This window comes from Streptomyces sp. NPDC050806 (assembly GCF_055586425.1).
In genome coordinates this window covers 682,697-704,332 of sequence record NZ_JBVJIF010000001.1, presented here as the reverse complement: position 1 = coordinate 704,332, position 21,636 = coordinate 682,697, and the positions used below count along the sequence as shown (strand labels likewise).

Annotated in this window: 15 protein-coding genes; 5 read left to right on the top strand and 10 right to left on the bottom strand. The window is 72.6% G+C overall.

What is annotated here, in order from left to right; all coding sequences use genetic code 11:
* The first annotated feature begins 84 nt into the window (after positions 1-84).
* Positions 85-312 (top strand): hypothetical protein, encoded by a 228-nt coding sequence (locus ACZ6WH_RS03180; protein ID WP_361551472.1) that lies wholly within the window; start codon positions 85-87, stop codon positions 310-312.
* A gap of 78 nt (positions 313-390) precedes the next feature.
* Here ACZ6WH_RS03180 and ACZ6WH_RS03175 read toward each other — a convergent pair whose 3' ends face one another.
* The 5 genes from ACZ6WH_RS03175 to ACZ6WH_RS03155 all read right to left on the bottom strand — a co-directional run bounded on the left by ACZ6WH_RS03175 (position 391) and on the right by ACZ6WH_RS03155 (position 9,739).
* Positions 391-2,565, bottom strand: coding sequence for a hypothetical protein (locus ACZ6WH_RS03175; protein WP_469725564.1), 2,175 nt, complete (start codon positions 2,563-2,565; stop codon positions 391-393).
* The gene (locus tag ACZ6WH_RS03170) at positions 2,555-2,971 is read right to left on the bottom strand and encodes a hypothetical protein (protein WP_469725562.1); all 417 of its coding nucleotides are present in this window, start codon (positions 2,969-2,971) and stop codon (positions 2,555-2,557) included. Before ACZ6WH_RS03170 ends, ACZ6WH_RS03175 begins: the two co-directional genes overlap by 11 nt.
* Positions 2,968-4,452, bottom strand: coding sequence for a PrsW family glutamic-type intramembrane protease (locus tag ACZ6WH_RS03165; RefSeq protein ID WP_469725561.1), 1,485 nt, complete (start codon positions 4,450-4,452; stop codon positions 2,968-2,970). Before ACZ6WH_RS03165 ends, ACZ6WH_RS03170 begins: the two co-directional genes overlap by 4 nt.
* A 644-nt stretch (positions 4,453-5,096) precedes the next feature.
* Positions 5,097-6,239 carry an acyl-CoA dehydrogenase family protein gene (locus tag ACZ6WH_RS03160; protein WP_469725560.1) on the bottom strand — a complete coding sequence of 381 codons (1,143 nt, stop codon included), beginning with the start codon at positions 6,237-6,239 and terminating at the stop codon, positions 5,097-5,099.
* Positions 6,236-9,739 carry an indolepyruvate ferredoxin oxidoreductase family protein gene (locus ACZ6WH_RS03155; protein WP_469725558.1) on the bottom strand — a complete coding sequence of 1,168 codons (3,504 nt, stop codon included), beginning with the start codon at positions 9,737-9,739 and terminating at the stop codon, positions 6,236-6,238. The genes ACZ6WH_RS03160 and ACZ6WH_RS03155 overlap by 4 nt, the downstream gene beginning before the upstream one ends.
* A 162-nt stretch (positions 9,740-9,901) precedes the next feature.
* Between ACZ6WH_RS03155 and ACZ6WH_RS03150 the strand changes: the two genes are divergently transcribed.
* Both ACZ6WH_RS03150 and ACZ6WH_RS03145 read left to right on the top strand, forming a co-directional pair.
* Positions 9,902-10,339 carry an Lrp/AsnC family transcriptional regulator gene (locus ACZ6WH_RS03150; RefSeq protein ID WP_361551490.1) on the top strand — a complete coding sequence of 146 codons (438 nt, stop codon included), beginning with the start codon at positions 9,902-9,904 and terminating at the stop codon, positions 10,337-10,339.
* Between the two features lie 97 nt (positions 10,340-10,436).
* Positions 10,437-11,918, top strand: coding sequence for an aminotransferase class I/II-fold pyridoxal phosphate-dependent enzyme (locus ACZ6WH_RS03145; protein ID WP_469725557.1), 1,482 nt, complete (start codon positions 10,437-10,439; stop codon positions 11,916-11,918).
* 83 nt (positions 11,919-12,001) lie between these two features.
* Here the strand turns inward: ACZ6WH_RS03145 and ACZ6WH_RS03140 are convergent, their stop codons facing one another.
* From ACZ6WH_RS03140 to ACZ6WH_RS03120, 5 genes are all read right to left on the bottom strand, one after another.
* Entirely contained in the window at positions 12,002-12,778 is a 777-nt protein-coding gene (locus tag ACZ6WH_RS03140; protein WP_469725556.1) for a VOC family protein, read from the bottom strand.
* 194 nt (positions 12,779-12,972) lie between these two features.
* Positions 12,973-15,069: a dipeptide ABC transporter ATP-binding protein gene (locus ACZ6WH_RS03135; protein WP_469725554.1), complete on the bottom strand. Its 2,097-nt coding sequence runs from the start codon at positions 15,067-15,069 to the stop codon at positions 12,973-12,975.
* A gap of 10 nt (positions 15,070-15,079) precedes the next feature.
* Positions 15,080-15,982: an ABC transporter permease gene (locus tag ACZ6WH_RS03130; protein WP_469725553.1), complete on the bottom strand. Its 903-nt coding sequence runs from the start codon at positions 15,980-15,982 to the stop codon at positions 15,080-15,082.
* A complete protein-coding gene (locus tag ACZ6WH_RS03125) occupies positions 15,979-16,929 on the bottom strand; it encodes an ABC transporter permease (RefSeq protein WP_469725552.1) in 951 nt (316 codons plus the stop codon). The genes ACZ6WH_RS03130 and ACZ6WH_RS03125 overlap by 4 nt, the downstream gene beginning before the upstream one ends.
* Positions 16,926-18,734: a peptide ABC transporter substrate-binding protein gene (locus ACZ6WH_RS03120; protein ID WP_469725550.1), complete on the bottom strand. Its 1,809-nt coding sequence runs from the start codon at positions 18,732-18,734 to the stop codon at positions 16,926-16,928. The genes ACZ6WH_RS03125 and ACZ6WH_RS03120 overlap by 4 nt, the downstream gene beginning before the upstream one ends.
* A 170-nt stretch (positions 18,735-18,904) precedes the next feature.
* Here ACZ6WH_RS03120 and ACZ6WH_RS03115 point away from each other — a divergent pair, with 170 nt between their 5' ends.
* The gene (locus tag ACZ6WH_RS03115) at positions 18,905-20,047 is read left to right on the top strand and encodes an ROK family protein (RefSeq protein WP_469725549.1); all 1,143 of its coding nucleotides are present in this window, start codon (positions 18,905-18,907) and stop codon (positions 20,045-20,047) included.
* Positions 20,048-20,100: 53 nt separating this feature from the next.
* Positions 20,101-21,627, top strand: a complete 1,527-nt coding sequence (locus tag ACZ6WH_RS03110; RefSeq protein WP_469725548.1) for a M81 family metallopeptidase — start codon at positions 20,101-20,103, stop codon at positions 21,625-21,627.
* The last annotated feature ends 9 nt before the right edge of the window (positions 21,628-21,636 follow it).

Sequence of the window (21,636 nt, the reverse complement as noted above, 5' to 3'; positions counted from 1 at the left end):
GGAGCCGCCGGCCGGGCCGCCCGGGGAGGCCGGCCGGCGGAGCCCTCGGATGCGGGCCCGCTCCGCAGGCGGCACGGTGGACGCATGAGCACCACCCGGATTGTCATCCAGCCGCCCTCCCCCGCCGGCGGGCGGCATGTGCACGTCGACGGGGAGAACCTCGGCCTCGCGCAGAGCGACATGGACGTCGTGGAGTTCCTCCGGCGCAGCGGCCTCCCCGACGCCGAACCCCTCCTCGACGATCCGGCCTGGGTCGAATGGCGCGGCGGCCCGCCGCACGACTACGGCGGCCCCAGCGTCAGCAGCGTGTAGGCCGGGCATCCGCGCGCCACGGGCTCACCGGCGGTACGGATCACCACAGCGGGCCATGAGCGGGCGCTGCCGCGGTCGTCATTCGGTGGCCCTGCGGCGCAGCGCCGAGCCGTCGCGGACGAACAGCAGCAGGATCGCCAGGGCCACCACCACGACGACGAGGATGCCGGTCGTGCCCCCGAGGAAGCCGCGGATCCGCTCCCAGGCGCCGATGTGCGGTGGCGCCGCCGAGTCGGCGAGCCAGACCGAACCGTCCGCCGCGGTCGCGGGCCGGTCGGCGGACTGCCGTATGGTCCGCGGCAGCTGGGGCACCTGCCGGCCCATCTCCGCCGAGCTGAGCTTGTCCGGCCGGAGCGTGCCGAAGTCGACCCCACCGGTCCGCATGACGTAAGTGATGATCTTGTTGCCGACGCGGGTCGTCCGCTTGTAGGTGAAATCCCCTTCGCTGATGGAGCGGAGGTAGGCGGAGTACACCTGCTTCGGCTTCCATGAGCCGTCCAGGGTGGCGGGCCCCAGGTCGCCCGAGCCGATCAGCTTGTCGAACGACGTGGGGTGGCCGGCGGCGTGCCGGTCACGGATCCACTGCGCGACGACGCGGGCCAGGAACGCCTGACGCAGCGCGGCGTATTCGGGGTCCGTATTGACCGCCTTCGCGATCTTCGGCACCACCATTTCCTGTTCCAGCCGCTCGTTGCGTGCCGTTTCCGCGGGGTCCGCATTGCACCCGGACCGGCCCAGCCCGGCGACCTTCTCGGCCTTGGCCTTGACGTCGAGCGCGGCCTTGAGGACGTAGAGCGAGGAACCGTCCTCACGCACCTCCACCTTGCCCGGAACGATCCACATCCGTGACGAATAGCAGCTGCGGCCCCCCGAGCCGCCGAGCTTTCTCCAGTATTCGGCGCCGAAGGAGGTCCCGGGATCCAGCAGCTTTCCCTGCGTCCGTTTCATCCGCCAGTCCGCCTCCAGCAGCGCCCGGCCCGCGTTCGTCCGGCCGAGCGCGGAGTCGATGATGCGGTCCGGCTCGCCCGGATTGAGGTTCACCCAGAACTTGTCCGGGCTCAGCACGAGCCAGGTGCGCAGGTCCGCCATGCTGCCGACGAGCGAGCTGCGGCCCGAGCGGGAATCCTGTTCCAGTCCCTTCTCGGCGGCCTTGGCGGAGAATGCGTACCGCACGCCCGAGTCGGCGTCGTCCGAGAGATAACGCAATTGCAGGGTGGAGAAGTCGACGCCGCCGTAGTCCGATGAGGACAGCGCGCCGGTCAGCCCGCTCCTGTCCCCGCCACAGGGTCCGGACCTGGACAGAGCCGCGAGGTCCATCGTCTGCGCGGTGCCGCCGAGCGGGCAGGGGCTCGTCAGACCCACCTTGTTCACGGCCTCGGTCGCGGCCTTCTCGTCCTGCTTCTTGTACTCCTTCGCCAGCTTGACCGGCAGCTGCTTGAGCGTACTGTTGGCGATCCTCGCCTGTGGAGAGCCCCGCTTGTCGAACTTGACGATGAAGAATTCGTTCCGGAATTTATAGCCGGCCTTGCTGACCTTGGGGGCACAGACGTCGCAGTAGCTCCGCTGGCCCGCGATGCCGGCCCCGGAATGCCCCTTGATCACCTTGATGATGCCGGCTGTCTCCTGCCGCTGGGCCGACGTGCGGGCCGTTCGGCGAAGGGCGTCGTCCAGGGTGCGCGACATGAACTCGTCCATCGCGTCCTCGGAATGCCGGTTGTCGCCCCTGCTGCCCGTGGCGAGGGCCAGCACCTGGTCATTTCCGTAGGAATCCGTGGGGCGCACGCCGAGTTCCTCGAAGAGGTCGTCGTAGAAGTAGTTCTCGGCGTCGACCATGCGGCCGTGCAGCGGATACTTCCAGGCGGGCGCGGTACTGGGCGACCTCACCTGGTCCGTGAACTCACCCAGGAAGTCGGGGTAGCTGTCCCTCAGCCAGCCGGGCAGGTCGGTGCTGTTCACCATCCAGCCGAAGTCGAAGAACGCCACGGAGGTGTTGGGCGGTGCATTGAGGAGCTGCTTGAACCGCTCGACGGCCAGGTGGAGTTCCTGCCCCATCGGGTCCTGGATCACCTTCCTGGCGATGCTGTCCAGGTCCTTGTCCGTCGGTGCCACGCCCGGTGGTACTACCAGTTTGTGATGCCCGGAGTCGGGCGAAGGCGCGGCGGCGACCGTCGGCCCGCCCTCCCACACGGCCGGCGCGCAGGCGAGGAAGAGTGCGCTGAACACCGCGGCGAGACGCAGCGCGTTACGACGCATGGTGCTGCCCCTTCGTCGGCGGGGCCATGCCCGTGGCGTCCAGGTAGGCGGTCAGGGCCGGGTGCGGCCCGGCCCCGCCCCGTTCGCCTGCTCCCATCCGCCGCTCACCACTGCGGTAGATGGCCACCCCCGCGGCTGCCAGGGCGCCGAGTACCAGTACGGCGACGCCGGCCACCCCGGCCGTGGAGGTTCCGGTCGAGCAGGTCCGGTGCTCCCGCAGGGCGTTGATGTCCATCGACGGCCGGTAGCCGTAGCTGACGGCACAGGCGGACGCCTCCTGCGGGACCGACAGCATGGCGCAGGCCGCCAGGACCGCGCAGACCGCCAGCCGCGCGGCGGCCCTGCGCACTCGCGTCCGGCGCGGCGGGCCCGCTGCGGTACGGGACGCACTGTCGTGGCGGCTCACGGGGTCACCCCACGTATGCCCTTGACTCGCATGACCCGTGCCCTCAACTCGTCCCCCTCGGTTCCGGCTTCCGGATCGTTCTGCGCCCGCCAGCTCGCGAGCTCCAACTGGGCGGACTGCAACCGGTGCAGGGCCAGTGCCGCGGTCCTGCCGTATGCCCGCCACGTACTCACCACCGCCCAGAACCGCAGCACGGGCGAGACGAGGACCGGTGCCTCCGCCACCGTGATGGCCCCTGCCGACGCGGTCTCCGCCGCCACCGCGTTTCGCAGCGCGGGGGCGCGGGACCGGATCCCGGCGACGAGGAGCGCCACGGCCAGCGCGAAGAACGGCAGTTGGGGAAGGAGCCAGAGCAACGGCGAGACCACGAGCGTGTCCAGCGCGCTGCCGATCTCCACCTGGCCGTCCAGTCGGCCGGACAGCCAGCCCGACAGGGTCTCGGACGCCGTCGCCCCGCCGACGGCCGCCAGCAGGCCGGCCCCGACGAGGAAGCCCCGGCGGCGGGCACCGGCGGCCGCGCCGAGCGCGGCGCCGACCAGCGCACCGAACGTCACCTGCCCGCCGAGCAGGCCGATCGACTGGCGGATCCAGTACTCGAAGCCGCTGGTGGGCCCCATGAAGACGCCCAACGAGCCGTACAGCTTGATGATCAGCACGCTTTCCACGAAGCAGTAGCCGAGCCCGACGGCCGCACCGAGGAGGAGCCCCGTCACCGCGTCCGTGACGCGATGCCGCAGCAGCGTCAGGAGCAGGACGACGCCCGCCGCGACGATGAGGGCGTTGACGAGGCCGAGGTGCAGGATCAGCAGGGCAAGGGTGTCGTCTAGCCCCTTCGTGAACTCGCCGAGGCCGGTTCCGGCGCGCGGGCCCAGATAGCCGTAGACGGTGCCGAACCCCAGGCTGGTGTAGGCGCGGCCGAGCCCGAAGACGATCAGCACGCCCCAGGCGAAGGCGATCAGCAGCGCTGACCAGGGCACCCGGGCGAACCGTACGACCGAGCGCAGCAGAAGCAGCACCAGGGCCGTGGTGGGCAGGCACAGCAGGGTGATCGGGAAGAACTCGACGAGGACGGTCACGGAGATCAGCCCGAACGGCAGCAGCAGGCATCCCAGGGTGATCCAGGTCAGCGTGATCGCCCGCCGCCCGTTGCCCTCCTCACGGCTGTCGCCCCTGCCGCTGTCGCCCTTGCGGCTGCGGCGGGTGAGCGCCGCGTAGACCTGTACGGCCGCGCCGGCCACGATGCCCGCGAGCATGACCCAGAACACCAGCTCCGGCATCGACAGCAGCCGCCCCAGCGAGCCCGAGTCCCCGGGCAGCTTGTAGAAGATCGACAGGGCCGGTTCATCGGGCAGCAGATGCGGCCGGGTCAGGTTGAGCAGCAGCTCCACGAGGTAGAACGCGATGGCGACGCGTGCGATGAGCAACGCCCGTGCCCGCGCCCGGGGATCGTCGCGTACCGACACCGGACGCGGCCCCCTCATGAGCCACCTCCGGACAGCTCCGGCAGCTCCGGCATGCTGGGCAGACCGGTCGGCAGATCAGTGGGGAGGTCCGTGGGAAGGTCCGTGGGCATCGACGACGGAAGACTGCTGGGCAGGCCGGTCGGCAGATCGGTCGGTAGATCCGTCGGCAGCGAGGTCGGTAAGGAGCTCGGTAAGGACGTCGGCAGTCCGGACGGGCTCGGCACGCCCGGAACGGCCACTTCGTCGGCGCCGCTGAGAACGACGGCGAGTGACGCCGCCAGCAGCGTCGCGCCGCACGCCCCCGCCGCGGTCAGCAACCGCACCTGGAGACGCGGTGGACCGCTCTCCTCGCGCGTCGTGTCATGGGTACTCAACCGATCCCCCGTTCTGTTGAGCAGGCCCCGCTCTTCAGCTGTCGCAGCCCTGAGCCCGCTCTCTGGCTGTTGGTCAGTTCCGCGAGCGGCAAGGCTACTGTGATGGCGTGCCCATGTCATCACTGCACATCGCGCCACAGCATCCGCACCGGCATGGCGCCTACTTCGCAGCGCTTGCTCCGCACCCCGCCCATCCATGACCGCCGCGGCCCCGCTCCGGCTCGGGAGCGGGGCCTTCGGTTCCGTGCCGCACCGTGCACGTCCGTCAGCCGAGGGATGAAGCGCGGCTCACGGCCGGGAGAGCTGTCTGCTGATCACCAGGCGCTGGATCTGGTTGGTGCCTTCGAAGATCTGCATGATCTTCGCTTCGCGCATGTAGCGCTCGACCGGGAAGTCACGGGTGTAGCCGTAGCCGCCGTACACCTGGACCGCGTCCGTGGTGACCTTCATGGCGGCGTCGGTGGCGATGAGCTTGGCGACGCTGGCCTGGCGGCTGTACGGGCGGCCCGCGTCGCGGCGGCGGGCCGCGTCGAGGTAGGTGGCGCGGGCCGAGTCGACGGCCGCGGCCATGTCGGCGAGGACGAAGCCCAGGCCCTGGTGGTCGATGATCTTCCGGCCGAAGGCGGTGCGCTCGTTGGCGTACGCCACGGCCGCGTCCAGGGCCGCCTGCGCGACGCCCGTGGCGCAGGCGGCGATGCCCAGCCGTCCGGAGTCCAGCGCGGAGAGCGCGATCTGCAGGCCCTGGCCCTCGCTGCCCAGCAGCCGGCCGGCTTCAATGAGCGCGCCGTCCCAGTGGGCCGCGGTGGTCGGGATCGCGTGCAGCCCCATCTTCTCCTCGGGGCGGCCGAAGGTCAGGCCCTCGGTGGCGCCGGGCGCGAGGAAGCAGGAGATGCCGCGGCTGCCGGCGGAGGTGCGGGCGAAGAGCGTGTAGAAGTCGGCCTTGCCGCCGTGGGTGATCCACGCCTTGCTGCCGGTGATCCGGTAGCCGGCCGGCTCACGCACCGCCTTGCAGGTCAGCGCGGCGGCGTCCGAGCCGGCTTGCGGTTCGGAGAGGCTGTAGCCGCCGACCAGGCCGCCCGCGAGCATCCCCGGCGCCCAGCGCTCGCGCTGCTCCTCGGTGCCGTACGTCATCAGGGCGTACGCCGACATGGTGTGCACGCTGGTGGCCACCGCGACGGCCGCCCAGCGGGCCGCCAGTTCCTCGACGACCTGGAGGTACACCTCGTACGGCTGGCCTCCGCCGCCGTACTCCTCCGGGTAGGGCAGGCCGAGCAGTCCGGCCTCGCCCAGGGTCCTGAAGAGACCTTCGGGGTAGAGCTCTTCGCGTTCGTGCTTGTCGACGCGGGGAGCGAGTTCCTTGTCGGCGATGTCGCGGGTGAGGCCGAGCAGGTCCTCGGCCTCCTGGGTCGGCAGCAGCCGGTCGACGGTCATCGTGCCTCCGTGGTGGTGCTGAGAGCGCTGGTGGTACCGGCGCCGAGTTCCGCGAGTGCGGTGCGGGCCCGTGCGCGGAAGTCCGCGACGCGGGCCAGCTTGATGTCCTCGTAGCCGCGGATCAGGTCGGGGAGTTCGACGACCTCGCGTACGGCGTCGGTGCTCTCCGGGGTGAGGTGGGCGAGCGCGCCACGCACCAGTTGGCGGTACTCGCCGATCAAGGCCCGCTCCCCGCGGCGGACCTCTGCGTAGCCGAAGAGGTCGAGCGAGGTGCCGCGCAGCACGCGGCCGGCGCGCAGGGCCCGGAAGGCGGCCGGCGCGGTGCGGCGCAGCCGGATCTTGCGCTTCATGCCGAGGGCGCGCAGGACGGGCGGGTGCAGGAGGACGGAGACGGTGGAGCCGGTGCCGAACTCGTCGCGCAGCCTGTCCTGTTCGGTGGCGTCCAGGTGCAGCCGGGCCACCTCGTACTCGTCCTTGTACGCCATGAGCTTGTGCAGGCCGCGGGCGTAGGCGACGGCGATGGCCGTGCCGGCTTCGCTGCCGCCGCGCTCCTCGGCCAGGGCCGCGACGCGGGCGACGTCCTCGGCGTAGCGGCGGGCGTACCGCTCGTTCTGGTAGCCGATGAGGTCGGCGGTACGGGTGGCGACCACGGTCCGCAGCTCCTCGTCGGCCGGCTGTCCGGCGGCGAGCGCCGCGGCGGCCCGGGTGACCTGTACGGCGGGGCGTTCGGGGGCGGCCAGCGCGGCGGTGACGGCGGCGCGGTCGAGCACCGCGGCACGGCCCCAGCGGAAGGCGTCGAGGTTCTTCTGCACGGCGGCGCCGTTGAGGCGGACGGCGCTTTCGACCGCGTCCGCGCTCATCGGGAGGCAGCCGTGCTGGTAGGCGGCGCCGATGAGCACCATGTTGGCCGGCATGTGGTCGGCGAAGAGGGCTTCGGACAGGCCCTGCGCGTCGAGGTAGAGGTTGTCCTCGCGGCGGGTGACCGATTCGATGCGCTCCAGGGCGTCGTCGGGCGAGCCGGGCAGGACGACGCGTCCGGTGACCATGGCGGCGGTCGGTACGACGGCGGTGTTGACGACGGCGACGGTGTGGCCGGTCCGGGCGACGGCCATGTTGGTGTCGGCGGCCGCGCCGAGCAGGTCGAAGCCGACCAGCACGTCGGCGGTGCCGCGGGAGGCGCGCAGCGCGCCGGTCACCGGCGACTTGGCGATCCGCAGGTCGCTGAGGACGGGGCCGCCCTTCTGGGCGAGGCCGGTCTGCTCCAGCCCGGCCGCGTACAGGCCGTCGAGCCGGGCCGCCATCTGCAGGATCTGCGAGACGGTGACCACGCCGGTGCCGCCGACGCCGGGCATCCGCAGGAGCGTGCCGTCCGGGCCGACCCTGCGGTCCGGTTCGCGCAGGGCGACCGGCAGTTCGGGCACCTTCCGCGGCTCCTTGCGGCCCGGCTCGACGAGCAGGAAGGACGGGCAGTCGCCCTTGAGGCAGCTGAGGTCGGTGTTGCAGGAGGCCTGGTGGATACGGGTCTTGCGGCCGAACTCGGTCTCGACGGGCTGGACGGACAGACAAGTCGACTTGTCGCCGCAGTCCCCGCACCCTTCGCAGACCCGCTCGTTGATCGCGACCTTCTCCACGGGCGTCGGCAGCTGGCCGCGTTTGCGCAGCCGCCGCTCCTCGGCTGCGCAGCGGTCGTCGTGGAGCAGAACGGTGACGCCTTCGGTGGCCGCCAGTTCGCGCTCGGCATCGGCGAGTTCGTCGCGGTGCCGCACGGTCGCGATCGGGTCCAGCCGCACGCCGCGGTAGCCGCCCGGCTCCGCAGTAGTGACGACGACCTTCCGTACGCCCTCGATGGCGAGCAGCCGGATGACGGCGGGGATGTCGAGGCGGCCCTCGGCACGCTGGCCGCCGGTCATGGCGACGGCGTCGTTGTAGAGCAGCTTGTACGTCATGGTGACGCCGGCCGCGACGGCGGCGCGGACGGCGAGCGACCCGGAGTGGTGGAACGTGCCGTCGCCGAGGTTCTGCACGAAGTGCGGGTCGTCGGTGAAGGGCGCGAGGCCGATCCACTGCGCGCCCTCGCCGCCCATCTGGGTCAGGCCGACCTGGTTGCCGCGCCCCGCGCCGTCCAGCGCGATCATCGCGTGGCAGCCGATGCCGACGCCGACCAGTGTGGAGTCGGCGGTGCGGGTGGAGGTGTTGTGCGGGCAGCCGGAGCAGAAGTACGGGGTGCGGGCCGCGACGGTGGGCAGGTTGATGCGGGCGGGCCGGGCCGGGGCCAGCGCTTCGAGGTGCGCGCCCGCCCGCGCGGGCAGCCGGTCGGCGCCGATGCGGCGGGCCAGCGCGCGGGCCACGTCCTCCGCGCCCAGCGTGGACCGGGCGGTGAGCAGCGGGCGGCCGGTCTCGTCGCGGCGGCCGACGACGACGGGCGCGTCCGTGGTCCGGTACAGCGCCTCCTTCAGGGCCGATTCGAGGAACGGCACCTTGTCCTCGACCACGAGGACCTGCTCCAGGTCGCCGGTCATGGCCACCAGGTCCTCGTCCGCGACGGGGAAGGGCATGCCGACGCGGATCAGCCGCAGGCCCAGCTCCTCCATCGCCGCCTCGTCCAGGCCGAGGTCGTCCAGGGCGCGCTCGACGACGGCGTAGGAGGTGCCGGAGGCGAGGACGCCGAGGGTGGCGCGGCGGGCGCTGAAGGCGACCTTGTTGAGTCCGGCGGTACGGGCGTACGCGCGGGCGAGGTCGAGGCGGCGGGTGAGCATGTCGTGCTCGGCGTCCAGCGCGGCGGGGCCGACGAGGGCGGGCGAGGCGGCGCGTCCGGTGCCGGCCGGTTCCGGGATGCCGTGGCGCAGCTCGTCGAAGTCCACGGTCGCCGAGGCGTCGGCGATGTCGGCGACGATCTTCAGGCCGGTCCACAGCCCGGTGGCGCGGGACAGCGCGACGGCGTGCAGCCCGAATTCGATGATCTCCGCGACCGATCCGGGCGCCAGGACGGGCATCGCCAGGCTCTGGCACATCCGCTCGCAGGAGCTGGGCACGGTGGAGGACTTGCAGCCGGGGTCGTCACCGATCCAGGCGACGGCTCCGCCGAGGGGTGCGGTGCCGGCGAGGTTGCCGTGCCGGATGGCGTCGGCTGCACGGTCCAGGCCGGGGTTCTTGCCGTACCAGTAGCCGGTCACTCCGGCGTGCCGGCGCCCCGGCACCTGGGCGAGCATCTGGGTGCCGGCCACCGCCGTGGCGGCCAGCTCCTCGTTGACCCCCGCCCGGAAGACCACGCCGGCCTCGTCGAGGAAGCGGGCGGCGCGGCCCATCTCCATGTCGACACCGCCCAGCGGCGAGCCCTGGTAGCCGCTGACGAAGGCCCGCGTGTCGAGCCCGCGGGCCTCGTCCAGCCGGCGCTGCTCCAGCGTCAGCCGCACCAGGGCCTGGACGCCCGAGATCAGCGCGCGGCCGCCGGTGGCCGTGTACTTGTCGTCGAGCGACACCGCGACGGGTGGGGTGCTCACGCAAGCCTCCTCGACAGGTTGTGAAGGATCTTGGGGTGGGGGGTGGTGACGAACGGCACACAGCACAGCAACGGGAAGCGGAACGCACAAGCATCCGGCTGGAAATCCGCGGCAAGGCGCAAAGTATTTACGTACAGGGCCAGTCGACGTACATTCCTTTGCATGCCTGAGGTCGACGACATCGATCACCGCCTGCTGCGCCTGCTGCGCGAGGACGGCCGCCGCACGTTCTCCGAGATGTCCACCGAGGTAGGTCTGTCGGTGGCCGCGGTCAAGCGGCGCGTGGACCGGCTGAAGGACATCGGGGTGATCACCGGCTTCGCCGCGCAGATCGACCAGTCCAAGCTCGGCTGGGGCATCGAGGCGTTCGTGGAACTGCGGTACGCGGGGACGACACGGGTCAACGAGATCGTGCGGTCGGCCTACAACGTCCCCGAGGTACAGGCCGTCTTCACCATCGCCGGCGACCCGGACGCGCTCATCCAGGTACGGGTCCGCGACATCGCCCACCTCCAGCAGGTCATCGACGGCCTGCGCAGCGCGGGCCGGGTCACCGGCACCAAGACGCTCATGGTGCTGGGCTCCTGGAGCCGCACCTGACGGCCGCACTCCGGTGCGCCGACACGGGTGACACTCCCGACGCCACCTGGCGCATATGTCCGGATTGACCGCACCGGCCTGCGGGAAGCCGTGTCACATGGCACAGGATCACACGCAGGCCCCGGTTCTCGAAGCGCTCGCCGACTACCGCGACCTCGGGCGGCTCTCCTTCACGCCGCCCGGGCACAAGCAGGCCCGCGGCGCCGATCCCCAGGTGCGCGAGGTGCTCGGCGACGCCGTCTTCCACGGCGACGTCCTGGCCAGCGGCTCCCTGGACGACCGGCGCACCAAGGGCCGGGTCCTGGAGCGCGCCGAGCACCTGATGGCCGACGCCGTGCACGCCTCGCACACCTTCTTCTCCACCTGCGGCAGCTCCCTGTCGGTGAAGGCGGCGATGCTGGCCGTTGCGGGGCCGCACGAGAAGCTGCTCGTCGGACGGGACGCGCACAAGTCCGTGGTGTCCGGCCTGATCGTCTCCGGCGTCGGCCCGGTCTGGATCGACCCGCAGTGGGACGCGGACCGGCATCTCGCGCACCCGCCCTCGGCGGCGGCGTACGAAGCGGCCTTCGATGCTCACCCGGACGCCCGCGGCGCGCTGGTGACCAGCCCGACGCCGTACGGCAGCTGCGCCGACATCGCGGCCATCGCGGAGGTCTGCCACCGCCGCGGCCGGCCGCTGATCGTCGACGAGGCGTGGGGCGCGCACCTGCCCTTCCACCCCGACCTGCCCTCGTGGGCGATGGACGCGGGCGCCGACGTCTGCGTGACCAGCATCCACAAGATGGGCAGCGGCCTGGAGCAGGGCTCGGTCTTCCACCTGGGCGGCGACCTGATCGACCCGGCGCTGCTGAAGTCCCGCGCCGACCTGCTCGGCACGACCAGCCCCTCGGTCCTGCTCTACGCGGGCATGGACGGCTGGCGGCGGCAGATGATGCTGCACGGCAAGGAGCTGCTCACGCACGCGCTCGGCCTCGCCGCCGAGGTACGGAACGGGATCGAGAGGATCGACGGGCTGCACGTGAACGACCGCGCCGATTTCTGCGGCCCCGGCCTCGGCGTCGACTTCGACCCGCTGCCCGTGGTCATCGACGTCAGCGAGCTGGGGACGACCGGGTACGCGGCGGCGGACTGGCTGCGCTCCCACCGCCACATCGACGCCCACCTCTCCGACCACCGCCGGATCAGCGCACAGATCACGCACGCCGACGACCGCGGCACGGCCGACCGGCTGCTCGCCGCGCTGCGCGACCTCTCCAGAGCCGCCCCGGAGCTGCGCCCCGCGCGCACGGTCGAGGTACCGCCGCCGGCCGGGCTGCGGCTGGAACAGAGCTGTCTGCCGCGGGACGGGTTCTTCGGCACGACGGAGGACGTACCGGTGGACCGGGCGGCCGGGCGGATCTCGGCGGAGATGCTGACCCCGTACCCGCCGGGCATCCCGGCCGCGCTGCCCGGTGAGCGGCTCACCGAACCGGTACTGAGCTACCTGCGGACCGGCATCGAGGCGGGCATGAACCTCCCCGACGCCACGGACACCACGCTCGGCACGGTCCGGGTACTGGTGGAGGAGACGCACCCGTAGCGCCGCACTCCCGGGCGGCGGCCGCTTCGGGGCCGCTCACGCGGGCGGGCGCCGGTCGCACCGCCCGTCGGACGGCCTCGTGATCAGATGCCCTCGGTGATCGTGAAGAGGCCGCCGTCCGGGTCGCGCAGCGAGCAGCGGTGGCCGCCGCCCTCGGTCTCCACCGGCGGGGAGACCACCGCGCCGCCGGTGGCGACGGCGGCCTCGGCGGCCGCCTTCACGTCCGCCACGCAGAAGTGGACGTGCCAGCGGGGCCGGACGTGCGGGTCGGGCGCCGCCTCGACGGCTCCTCCGCGCAGCTCGGCCACCGTGTGGTCGCTCTCCCGCACGATCACCCGCTCCTGCTCGTACGCGACGTCGCAGCCAGTGCCCTCCCGGGTCGCCCAGTGCAGGACCTCCGCGTAGAAGATGGCGGCGTCGAACGCGTCACGGGTACGCAGCTCCAGCCAGGCCGGTGCGCTGCCCTGGCCGACGGACCAGCCGGCCGGGACCCGGCCCTCCCAGATCCCGAAGGTGGCGCCGTCCCGGTCGGCGGAGATCGCTGCGCGGCCCGGCCCGAAGGCGCGGGGGCCGATGGCGACCGTGCCGCCGCGCTCCCGGATCCGGGCGGCGGTCTCGTCGGCGCTCGCGACGGCGAAGAACGGCGTCCAGGCGACGGCCACGTGCAGGGCGCCCGCGAGCTCGCCGAGGCCCGCGACCGGGTTGCCGTCCAGGTAGGCGACGGAGAACTCCTCGCCCAGCGCCCCGGCCCGGAAGGACCAGCCCAGCACCGCGCCGTAGAACTCCTCGGCCGCCTTCAGGTCGCGCGCGCTCAGACTGACCCAGCACGGAACTCCTGGCACAGGTTCGGTCGACGCCATGCTGGACGTCACTCCTTTCGCTCCGCCCCGGCCCCGGAGTCTCCCGTCGCGCGGCGCGCGAGCCCGGGCCAGGCCTGATCCACTCGCCCCACAGTGTCAGCCGTGGGCCGGGGACACACGTGGACGACACCCCGGTGCCCCGCGTCGGAAACCACCGGAGTACGGGCCGGAGAGCGCGCCCGGCGCCCGGCCGGTCAGCCCACCGCCACTCCCGAGGCTACGCCCGGGAGCGGAAAGTGGCAGGCCACGCGGTGTCCGGGCGTCGCCGGCTCGGCGGGCGGCGGCTCGGTCGTCGCGCACACCTCCCGGGCGAGGGGGCAGCGGGTGCGGAACCGGCAGCCGGAGGGTGGCTCGGCGGCCGACGGGGTCTCGCCGCCGAGCGGTGGTGCCGTGGGCTCGGCTCGTGGATCGGGCACGTTGACCGTGTCGAGCAGGCCGCGGGTGTACGGGTGCAGCGGCCGGGCGAGCACGGCCTCGGCGGGCCCGGTCTCCACGAGCTTGCCGAGGTACATCACGCCGACGGTGTCGGCCAGGTGCCGCACGACGGCCAGGTCGTGGGAGATGAAGAGGTAGCCGATGCCCTTCTCGCGCTGGAGCTCGCGCATCAGGTTGAGGATCTGTGCCTGTACGGAGACGTCCAGGGCGGAGACCGGCTCGTCGGCGACGATCAGGGCGGGGGCCAGGGCAAGGGCGCGGGCCAGGCCGAGGCGCTGCCGCTGGCCGCCGGAGAACTCGTGCGGGTAGCGGTCGGCCGCGCCCCGCGGCAGCCCCACGTCGTCCAGCAGCCGGGCGGTCCGGTCGCGCTGCGCGGCGCGGTCGCCGATGCCCTGGACGGCGAGCGGCTCGCGCAGGATGGCGCCCACCCGCATCCGGGGATCCATCGAGGCGTGGGAGTCCTGGAACATCAGCTGGATGTCGCGGCGGTGGGCCCGCAGCTCCCGGCCCCGGAGCGCCGTGACGTCCCGCCCGGCGAAGCGGATGGTGCCCGAGGTGGGCGCCTCCATGCCGACCACGAGCCGGCCGAGGGTGGACTTCCCGCAGCCGGACTCGCCCACGATGCCGTACGTCTCGCCGCGCCGGACGGTCAGCGAGATCCCGGCCACCGCGCTGACCTGCCCGGCGCCGTTGCGGCGCCGCCGGGCGAAGGGGCCGGCCCGCAGCGCGTACTCCTTGACCACGTCGGTCAGGCGCAGCAGGGTCTCGGGCTCGGCCGTCGGCCGGCCGGCGGTGGCGGAGGCCGTGGGGCGGAGTGCCGGTACGGTCGCCGGCTCCGCGGTACCGGTGGGCTCGGCCGGGTGGAAGCAGGCGAAGCGGTGCCCGGGAGCGGTGGCCGGGTCGCCGCGCAGGTCCGGCGCGGTCGCACGGCAGGTGTCCGTGGCGAAGCCGCAGCGCGGTGCGAAGCGGCAGCCGGCGGGGCGGGTGTCGAGGGCGGGCGGCAGGCCGGGGATGGTGGCCAGCGGCTGCGCGGGGCCGGTGGCGCGTTCGGGGAGGGCGGCCAGGAGCGCCCGGGTGTAGCGATGCCGGGGTGCGGCGAACAGGTCGTGGACGGCGGCCTGTTCGGCGACCTTGCCGCCGTACATGACCGCGACCCGGTCCACCCGCCGGGCGATCACGCCGAGGTCGTGGGTGACCAGGATCAGCGCCATGCCGAGGCGTTCCCGCAGCTCGTCGATGAGTTCCAGGATCTGCGCCTGGGTGGTGACGTCGAGGGCCGTGGTGGGTTCGTCGGCGATCAGCAGCCGGGGCTCGCAGATCAGCGCCATGGCGATGGCGACGCGCTGCCGCATGCCGCCGCTGAGCTGGTGCGGGTAGTTCCGCATCCGCTCGGCGGGACGCGGCATCCCGACGAGCCGGAGCATGTCCTCGGCTCGCTCGCGTGCCTCGGCGCGGCTCGCGCCGGTGTGCAGCAGGAGCGGCTCGGCGACCTGGGCGCCGATGGTCATGGTGGGGTTGAGGGAGGTCAGCGGGTCCTGGAAGACCATGCCGATGGTGTGGCCGCGTACGCCGCGGAGGACCGGTTCGGGGGCCGCGGCGAGGTCGCGCCCGTCGAACCGGATGTGGCCGCCGGTGATGCGGCCGCCGCCGGGGAGGAGCCCGAGGACGGACAGTGCGGTCATGGTCTTGCCGCAGCCGGACTCGCCGACGATGCCGAGGGCTTCGCCGGGGGCGAGGTCGAGGGTGACGCCGTCCAGGGCGTGCACGGTACGGCCGCGCCGTCCGGCGATGTCGACGTGCAGGTCCTCGATGCTGAGCAGCGGGTCGGCCGTGCGGGGGCCGGGGAGCGGTCTCATGGACGGGTCCTCAGTTCTTCTGGAGTCGCACGTCGAAGGCGTCCCGCAGGCCGTCGCCGATGAAGTTGAAGGCGGCGACGGTGAGGACGATGGCGATGCCCGGCGGGAAGATCAGCCACCAGTGGCCGACCTGGGTGTAGGTGATGCCGGCGGAGAGCATCGAGCCCCAGTCGGCGGCGGGCGGCGGGATCGACAGGCCCAGGAAGGACAGGTAGGCGACGTAGAGGATGGCGTCGGCGATCTGGAAGGTCGCGTTGACGACGACGGTGCCGAGGGCGTTGGGCACGATGTGCCGGAAGACCGCCCGGCCGCCACCGCCGCCCATCAGCCGCATGGCGTGCACGTAGTCGCGGCTGCGCAGGGCGAGCGCCTCGCCGCGGACGAGCCGGGCCGGGGAGAGCCAGGCGACGGACGCGATGATGAGGATGAGGACGGGCTTGCTGGGGGTGACGATGGCGGCGACCACGACCAGCAGGAAGAGCGCGGGGATGGCGAGCGCGGCGTCCGTGATCCGCATCATCGCCGCGTCCAGCCAGCCGCCGAAGTACCCGGCGACCGCTCCGTAGACGGTGCCGAAGAGCGTGGCGAGCAGCCCGGCGGCGAGCCCCACCTCCAGCGAGGTCCGGCCGCCGTACATCAGCCGCCCGAGCATGTCGTACCCCAGGTCGGTGGTGCCGAGGAGGTGCCCGTCGGTACCGGGCGCGAGGTTGGCCCGGGCGAGGTCGGTGTGCACCTGGTCGGTGGGGTGGAGCAGCGGCCCGAGGAAGCAGAGGAGGAGCAGCCCGGCGAGGACGGCGGTGCCGGCCAGTGCGAGCCGGTTGCGGGCGAAGACCGCGGCGGTGCGGCGGGCGAGGGAGGGCGTGGCGGCGGCCGCACCGGTCCCGCCGGGCACGGGGAGTTCGGCGGCGGTCATGCGACGCTCCTGATGCGCGGGTCGAGCACGGCGTAGGCGATGTCGGTGAGCAGTGAGCCGAGGACGGTCGCGACGCCGACGACGAGGGTGACGCCGAGCAGGATCGGGAAGTCGCTGCCCTGCGCGGCGTTCCAGAACAGCAGTCCCATGCCGGGGTAGTTGAACATCGACTCGACGACGAGGGTGCCGCTGAAGAGGGTCGGGAGGTAGAGCCCGAGGAGTGTCGCGAGTGGGATGAGGGCGTTGCGCAACACGTGCCGGGCCATGATCCGGGCGCCGGACTGGCCCTTGGCGCGTGCGGTCCGTACGTACTCCTCGCCGAGGTTGTCCAGGACGGCGGAGCGCATGTAGCGGCTGAAGGCGGCGACGATGCCGAGGGCCGTGGTCACGACGGGCAGCACCAGCGCGCGTGGCTCGGCGAGGATGCCGCCCACGGTGTCCGCCTGCGGCGCCTGCGCCGGAAAGACGGGGATCTGCTGGCTGAAGAGAAGGACGAGGACCAGGCCGAGGAAGAAGACGGGGGTGGCGTAGGCGAGGAAGGCGGCGCCGGTGAGGACGTAGTCGGTGGCCTTGCCGCGGCGTACGGCCTGCAGGATGCCGAGCGGTACGGCGAGGACGGCCGCGAGCACGATCGCGAGGCCCGCGAGCAGCGCGGTGCGCGGCAGCCGCTCGGCGAGCAGTGAGGAGACGGGCTGGTTGAGTTTGTAGGACTCGCCGAGGTCGCCGCTGAACAGCCGGCCGAGGTGGAGCGCGTACTGCTCGGGCAGCGAACGGTCGTAACCCTGCTGGTGGTTGAAGTGCGCCACGGCCTGCGGGGTGGCCTGGACGCCGAGGATGGCGCGGGCCGGGCCGCCGGGCAGCATGTGCAGCAGGACGAAGACGATGACGGAGACGAGGAGGAGAACGACGGCGGCCTGCGCGAGCCGCTTGAGCAGGAAGCCGGTCACCGGTCCCGGCCCTCCTTCCGCACGTAGTACCAGTCCTGGGGGGCGAGGGTGAGGGTCGGGTTCTGGTCGACGCCGCGGAGGTCGTTGCGGATGACGGAGACCTGGTAGGCGGGGTTCGGCGTCCAGAGCACCGGCAGCTGCGCGGCGACGCGGCGCCCGTAGTCGCGGAGGGCGCCGGGGTCGTCGGAGAACTCCGTCGCCTTGATCAGCCGGTCCGTCTCGGGGTCGGACCAGTTGCCCATGTTGGAGGGGGCTCCGGTGGCGAAGAGCTGTTCGCCACTGGGGTTCACCGGGAAGTACCAGCTGCCCTGCGTGCCGAAGAAGCCCACCTGCCAGGCGGAGCAGACGGGCTCGGACACCCTGCAGGGAACGGTGGTGCCGAGGACGGTGTTGAGCGTCTGCTGCCGGATGTCGAGCGCGACACCCGCCTTGCCGAAGGAGGACTTGATCTCCTGCATGGTGTTGGAGGTCTCGGTGGAGCCGGACTGCGTGAGCAGTTCGAACCGCAGCTCCTGGTCGCGCGCGATGCCCTTGCCGCACTCCCCCGGCCCGGTTCCGGCGCGTGCGCAGCGCAGCACTCCGTCGCGGTCGTCCGCCGGTGCCCGCCAGCCGTGCCGCGCGAGGAGCCGTTTCGCGGCCGCCGGGTCGTAGGGGTACGGGTCGCGGTCGAGCAGGTTCGCGGGGACCGGGCCGAGCGTCGGGTCGGCGCTGCCGTGCCAGATCACGCGGGAGATGGACTTCTGGTCGATGAGGTGCTGGAGGGCCTGCCGGAGGTAGTCCTGACGGAGCATCGGGCCGGCGACGGGGTGGTGGAAGTTGAGGACGAGGTAGGTGATCGCCCAGCCTTCCCACGGGTCGATCCGGTACCCCAGCTCCTTGAACTTCCCGGCCTGTTCCACGACGGACGGCGGGATGTAGCCGTAGTCGACGCCGCCCGCGCGCAGCACGTTGAACTCCGACTCGGCGGTGGTGAAGGGCTTGAGGACGACACGGTCGAGGTGCGGCTTGTCGGGCCCGCGGTACTTCTCGTTGGGGACCAGCGTGACCTGCCCCGAGGTGTTCCACTTGGCGATGGTCCAGGGCCCGTCGACCGTCTTCCACAGCGGGTCGGTGGCGAACTTCGAGAGCTGCTTGGCGTGTTGCATCAGCCGCGCGAAGACCGCCTTGGGGCTGTCGCCGTCCGGGTTCCAGGCCTGTACGGGCAGTGCGGTGAAGTTCTGCAGCTCGTTGGCGGTGAACCAGGCGGGGTTGTACGCGCGGGAGAGCCGCAGCCGGAAGGTGTGCCGGTCGAGGACGTCGAACCGCTCGACGTCGTCGGGCATCAGGCCGGGCGAATAGCCGGCCCACTCCTTCTTGTTGTGCTTGACGAGGTCGAACCAGAAGGCGACGTCGCGGGCGGTGACGGGCTTGCCGTCGGACCACTCGTACCCGGGCTTGAGGGTGATGGTCACGGTCCTGTTGCCGTCGCTGTACCGGGGCTGCCGGGCGAGGTTGCGCGGGCTGTCCATGGTGAGCGCTTCGCCCTTGGGTTCGGGCGTGTACAGCGGCAGGAACAGCAGGTTCTGGATGGCGCTGTTGTACGAGGCGAGGTAGCCGGGGGCGGCGATCGGGAAGATCCAGTTGGGGGTGGCGGCGGGCGGCAGTGCCATCACGGCGGTGCCGCCCTCGATTCTCGTACCGCCGGTGGCACCGACGTCGGTGACCCTGCCGGAGGTCACGGCGCAGCCCATGAGCACCACGAGGGCGAGCAGAGCCGCGCCAACGGCCTTCAGTGGGCCGCGTATTCGGGTGGAACGCGGCCCCATGCTGCCTCCACTGTGGTCGACCGGCCGAAGATAGCGAGCAAAGTACGGACGGCCGCCAAAAGAAGTCAAGGGTCTGGTGCGAACACCGGTAACTCCTGTCTACTGTCCGGGACTCAGCAGCCCCGCTTCCTTCGCCCATCGAAGGAAGTGACGATCCGAAAGGCGTCACCATGACCGCCGCCGAGGAGCAGCCCGGATCCGCCGCGCACGTCCTCGAACTCGTCGCGAACGGCTCCGCCGCCTCCCGCGCCGACCTCGTACGGGAGCTGGGGCTCGCCGCCTCGACCGTCTCGGCACGCGTCCAGGAGCTGGTCGACGCGGGCCTGCTGGCCGAGGACGGCGAGGGCGCCTCCCGCGGCGGCCGCCGCCCGCGCCGGCTCCGCGTCCCGGCGAACGGTGCCGTCGCGCTCGCCGCCGACCTGGGCAGCCACCACATCCGCACCGGCGCGGTGGGCCTGACCGGCGCGGCCTTCGACGTCGAGGAAGAGGCGCACGACCTGACGGCCGGGCCCGGACCCGCCGTCGAGGTGATCGTGGCGCGTCTGTCGCGCCTCGGTGACCGGCAACGGGCGGCGGGCCGGACGGTACGCGGCGTGGGCATCGGCTTCCCCGGCCCCGTCGATCCGTCCGCCGGCCGCATCGTCGCGCCCTCGCGAATGCCCGGCTGGCATCTGTACGAGCTGCGCGACACGCTCGCGGACCGCCTCGGGCTGCCCGTCGTGGTCGACAACGAGGCCAACGCGCTCGCGCTGGGCGAACATCGCGCGGCACACGCCTCGTTGCGCCATCTCGTCGTGGTCAAGGCGGGCCGCGGCATCGGTTCGGGCGTCGTCAGCCACGGACGGCTCTACCGAGGGGCCCGCGGCTCCGCCGGGGACATCAGCCATGTCCGGGTGGACGCGGCCGACGGGCGGCCCTGCTCCTGCGGCAACATCGGCTGCCTGGAGACCGTCGCCGGCGGCGCCGCGATCGCCGCGGCACTGCGGGCCGACGGCATCGCGGCGGAGTCGGCCGCCGACATCCTGCGGCTGGTCGAGAACGGCGAACCGCACGCGACGACACTGGTCCGGCAGGCCGGCCGGCACATCGGCGCGGTGCTCTCCGTCGTCGTGAACTTCTTCAACCCCGAGGCCGTGGTGCTCGGCGGCGCGCTGTCCGGGGCCGAACCGCTGGTCGCGGCGGTGCGCGGCGTCCTGTACGAGCGCTGCCTGCCGATGGCGACCAGCGAACTGGCCATCACGGCGGCCGCCGGCGGGCCGGACGCCGGTCTCACGGGGGCCGGCCTGGCAGCGCTCCAGTCCGCCGCACCCTGACCACTCCCCCGCTCCGGTCCGTCCTCCGTCCGCCGCGCAGAAAGCGAGTCAGCATGCTCACCCCGACCGGCCGCCGCCTGCGCATCGGCATCGGCGGTATGGCCATCGAGTCCAGCCAGTTCTGCCCGCACCGCACCTCGTACGAGGACTTCCGCGTCACCCGGGACGGTGCGCTGCTGGACCGCTACGCATGGACGCAGCCCGAGAGCGACCTCGCCGGCCTCGTGGAGTGGGTGCCGCTCGTGCACGCCGTCTCGCTCCCCGGCGGCCAGGTCGAGCGGGCGACGTACGACCGCATCAAGGACGAGCTGACGGAACGCATCCGGGAGGCGGAGCCGCTCGACGGCCTGGTCTACGACATCCACGGCGCGATGAGCGTCATCGGCCTGGACGACGCCGAGGCCGACCTGACCACCGCCGTCCGCGCGGTCCTCGGCCCGGACGCGCTGATCTCCGCGGCGATGGACCTGCACGGCAACGTCTCGCGCGCCTTCGCAGCACCCCTCGACCTGCTCACCGCGCACCGGCTCGCCCCGCACGAGGACGCGTGGGAGACCCGCGAGCGCGCGGCACGCAAGCTCGTCGCGCGGCTGACGGCCGGTCTCGGCCGCCCGCACCGGGCGTGGGTGCAGGTCCCCGTCCTACTGCCGGGCGAGAAGACCAGCACCCGGCTGGAGCCGGCCAGGTCCCTGTACGGGCGGCTCGCCGCCGTCGAGGCGCTGGACGGGGTGGTCGACGCGGCGGTGTGGGTGGGTTACGCGTGGGCCGACGAACCCCGCTGCCGGGCCGCGGTCGTGGTCACGGCGGACGATCCGGAACTCGCCCGCGACCAGGCCCGTTCGCTCGCCCGGCACTACTGGGACGTCCGGCGCGACTTCGTCTTCGTCGGGCCGACCGACGACGCCGACGGCTGCGTCCGCCGCGCCGTTGCCTCTGCCGCACGCCCGTTCCTGATCAGCGATTCCGGTGACAACCCGACGGCGGGCGGGGCCGGTGACCTCGCGTACATGCTCGGCCGGCTGCTCGCGAACGAGGACCTGGCAAGCGGCCGGGCCACCGCGCTGCACCCGGGGATCACCGACCCGGAGGCGGTCGCCGCGTGCTTCGCGGCGGGGGTGGGCGCCGAGGTGACCCTGTCGGTGGGCGGCCGGTTCAGCGCGGGCACCGGACCGCACGCCGCGCCGTACGCGCTCACCGGTACGGTCACCGCGCTGGAGGGCCCGGCCATGGATCCGGACGGGGCTCAGCGGGGCAATCCGGCGTACGCACAGGGCGGCCGTCGCGCGGCCGTCACCCGTGGCGGCGTCACCGTCGTGCTGACCGAGCGCCGCACCCCGTTCCACACCCGTGCCGACTTCGGCACGCTCGATCCGACGGCGTACGACCTGGTCGTGGTCAAGATCGGCTACCTGGAGCCCTACCTGCACGACATCGCGGCGGACTGGCTGCTCGCCCTCACCCCGGGCGGCGTCGACCAGGACCTGCTCCGCCTGGGCCACCACCGCGTCGAGCGCCCTCTCTACCCCTTCGACGACGAGGGCTTCGAGGACCCGGACCTCACACCGGTACTCCTGCCATGAGCCGGCCCG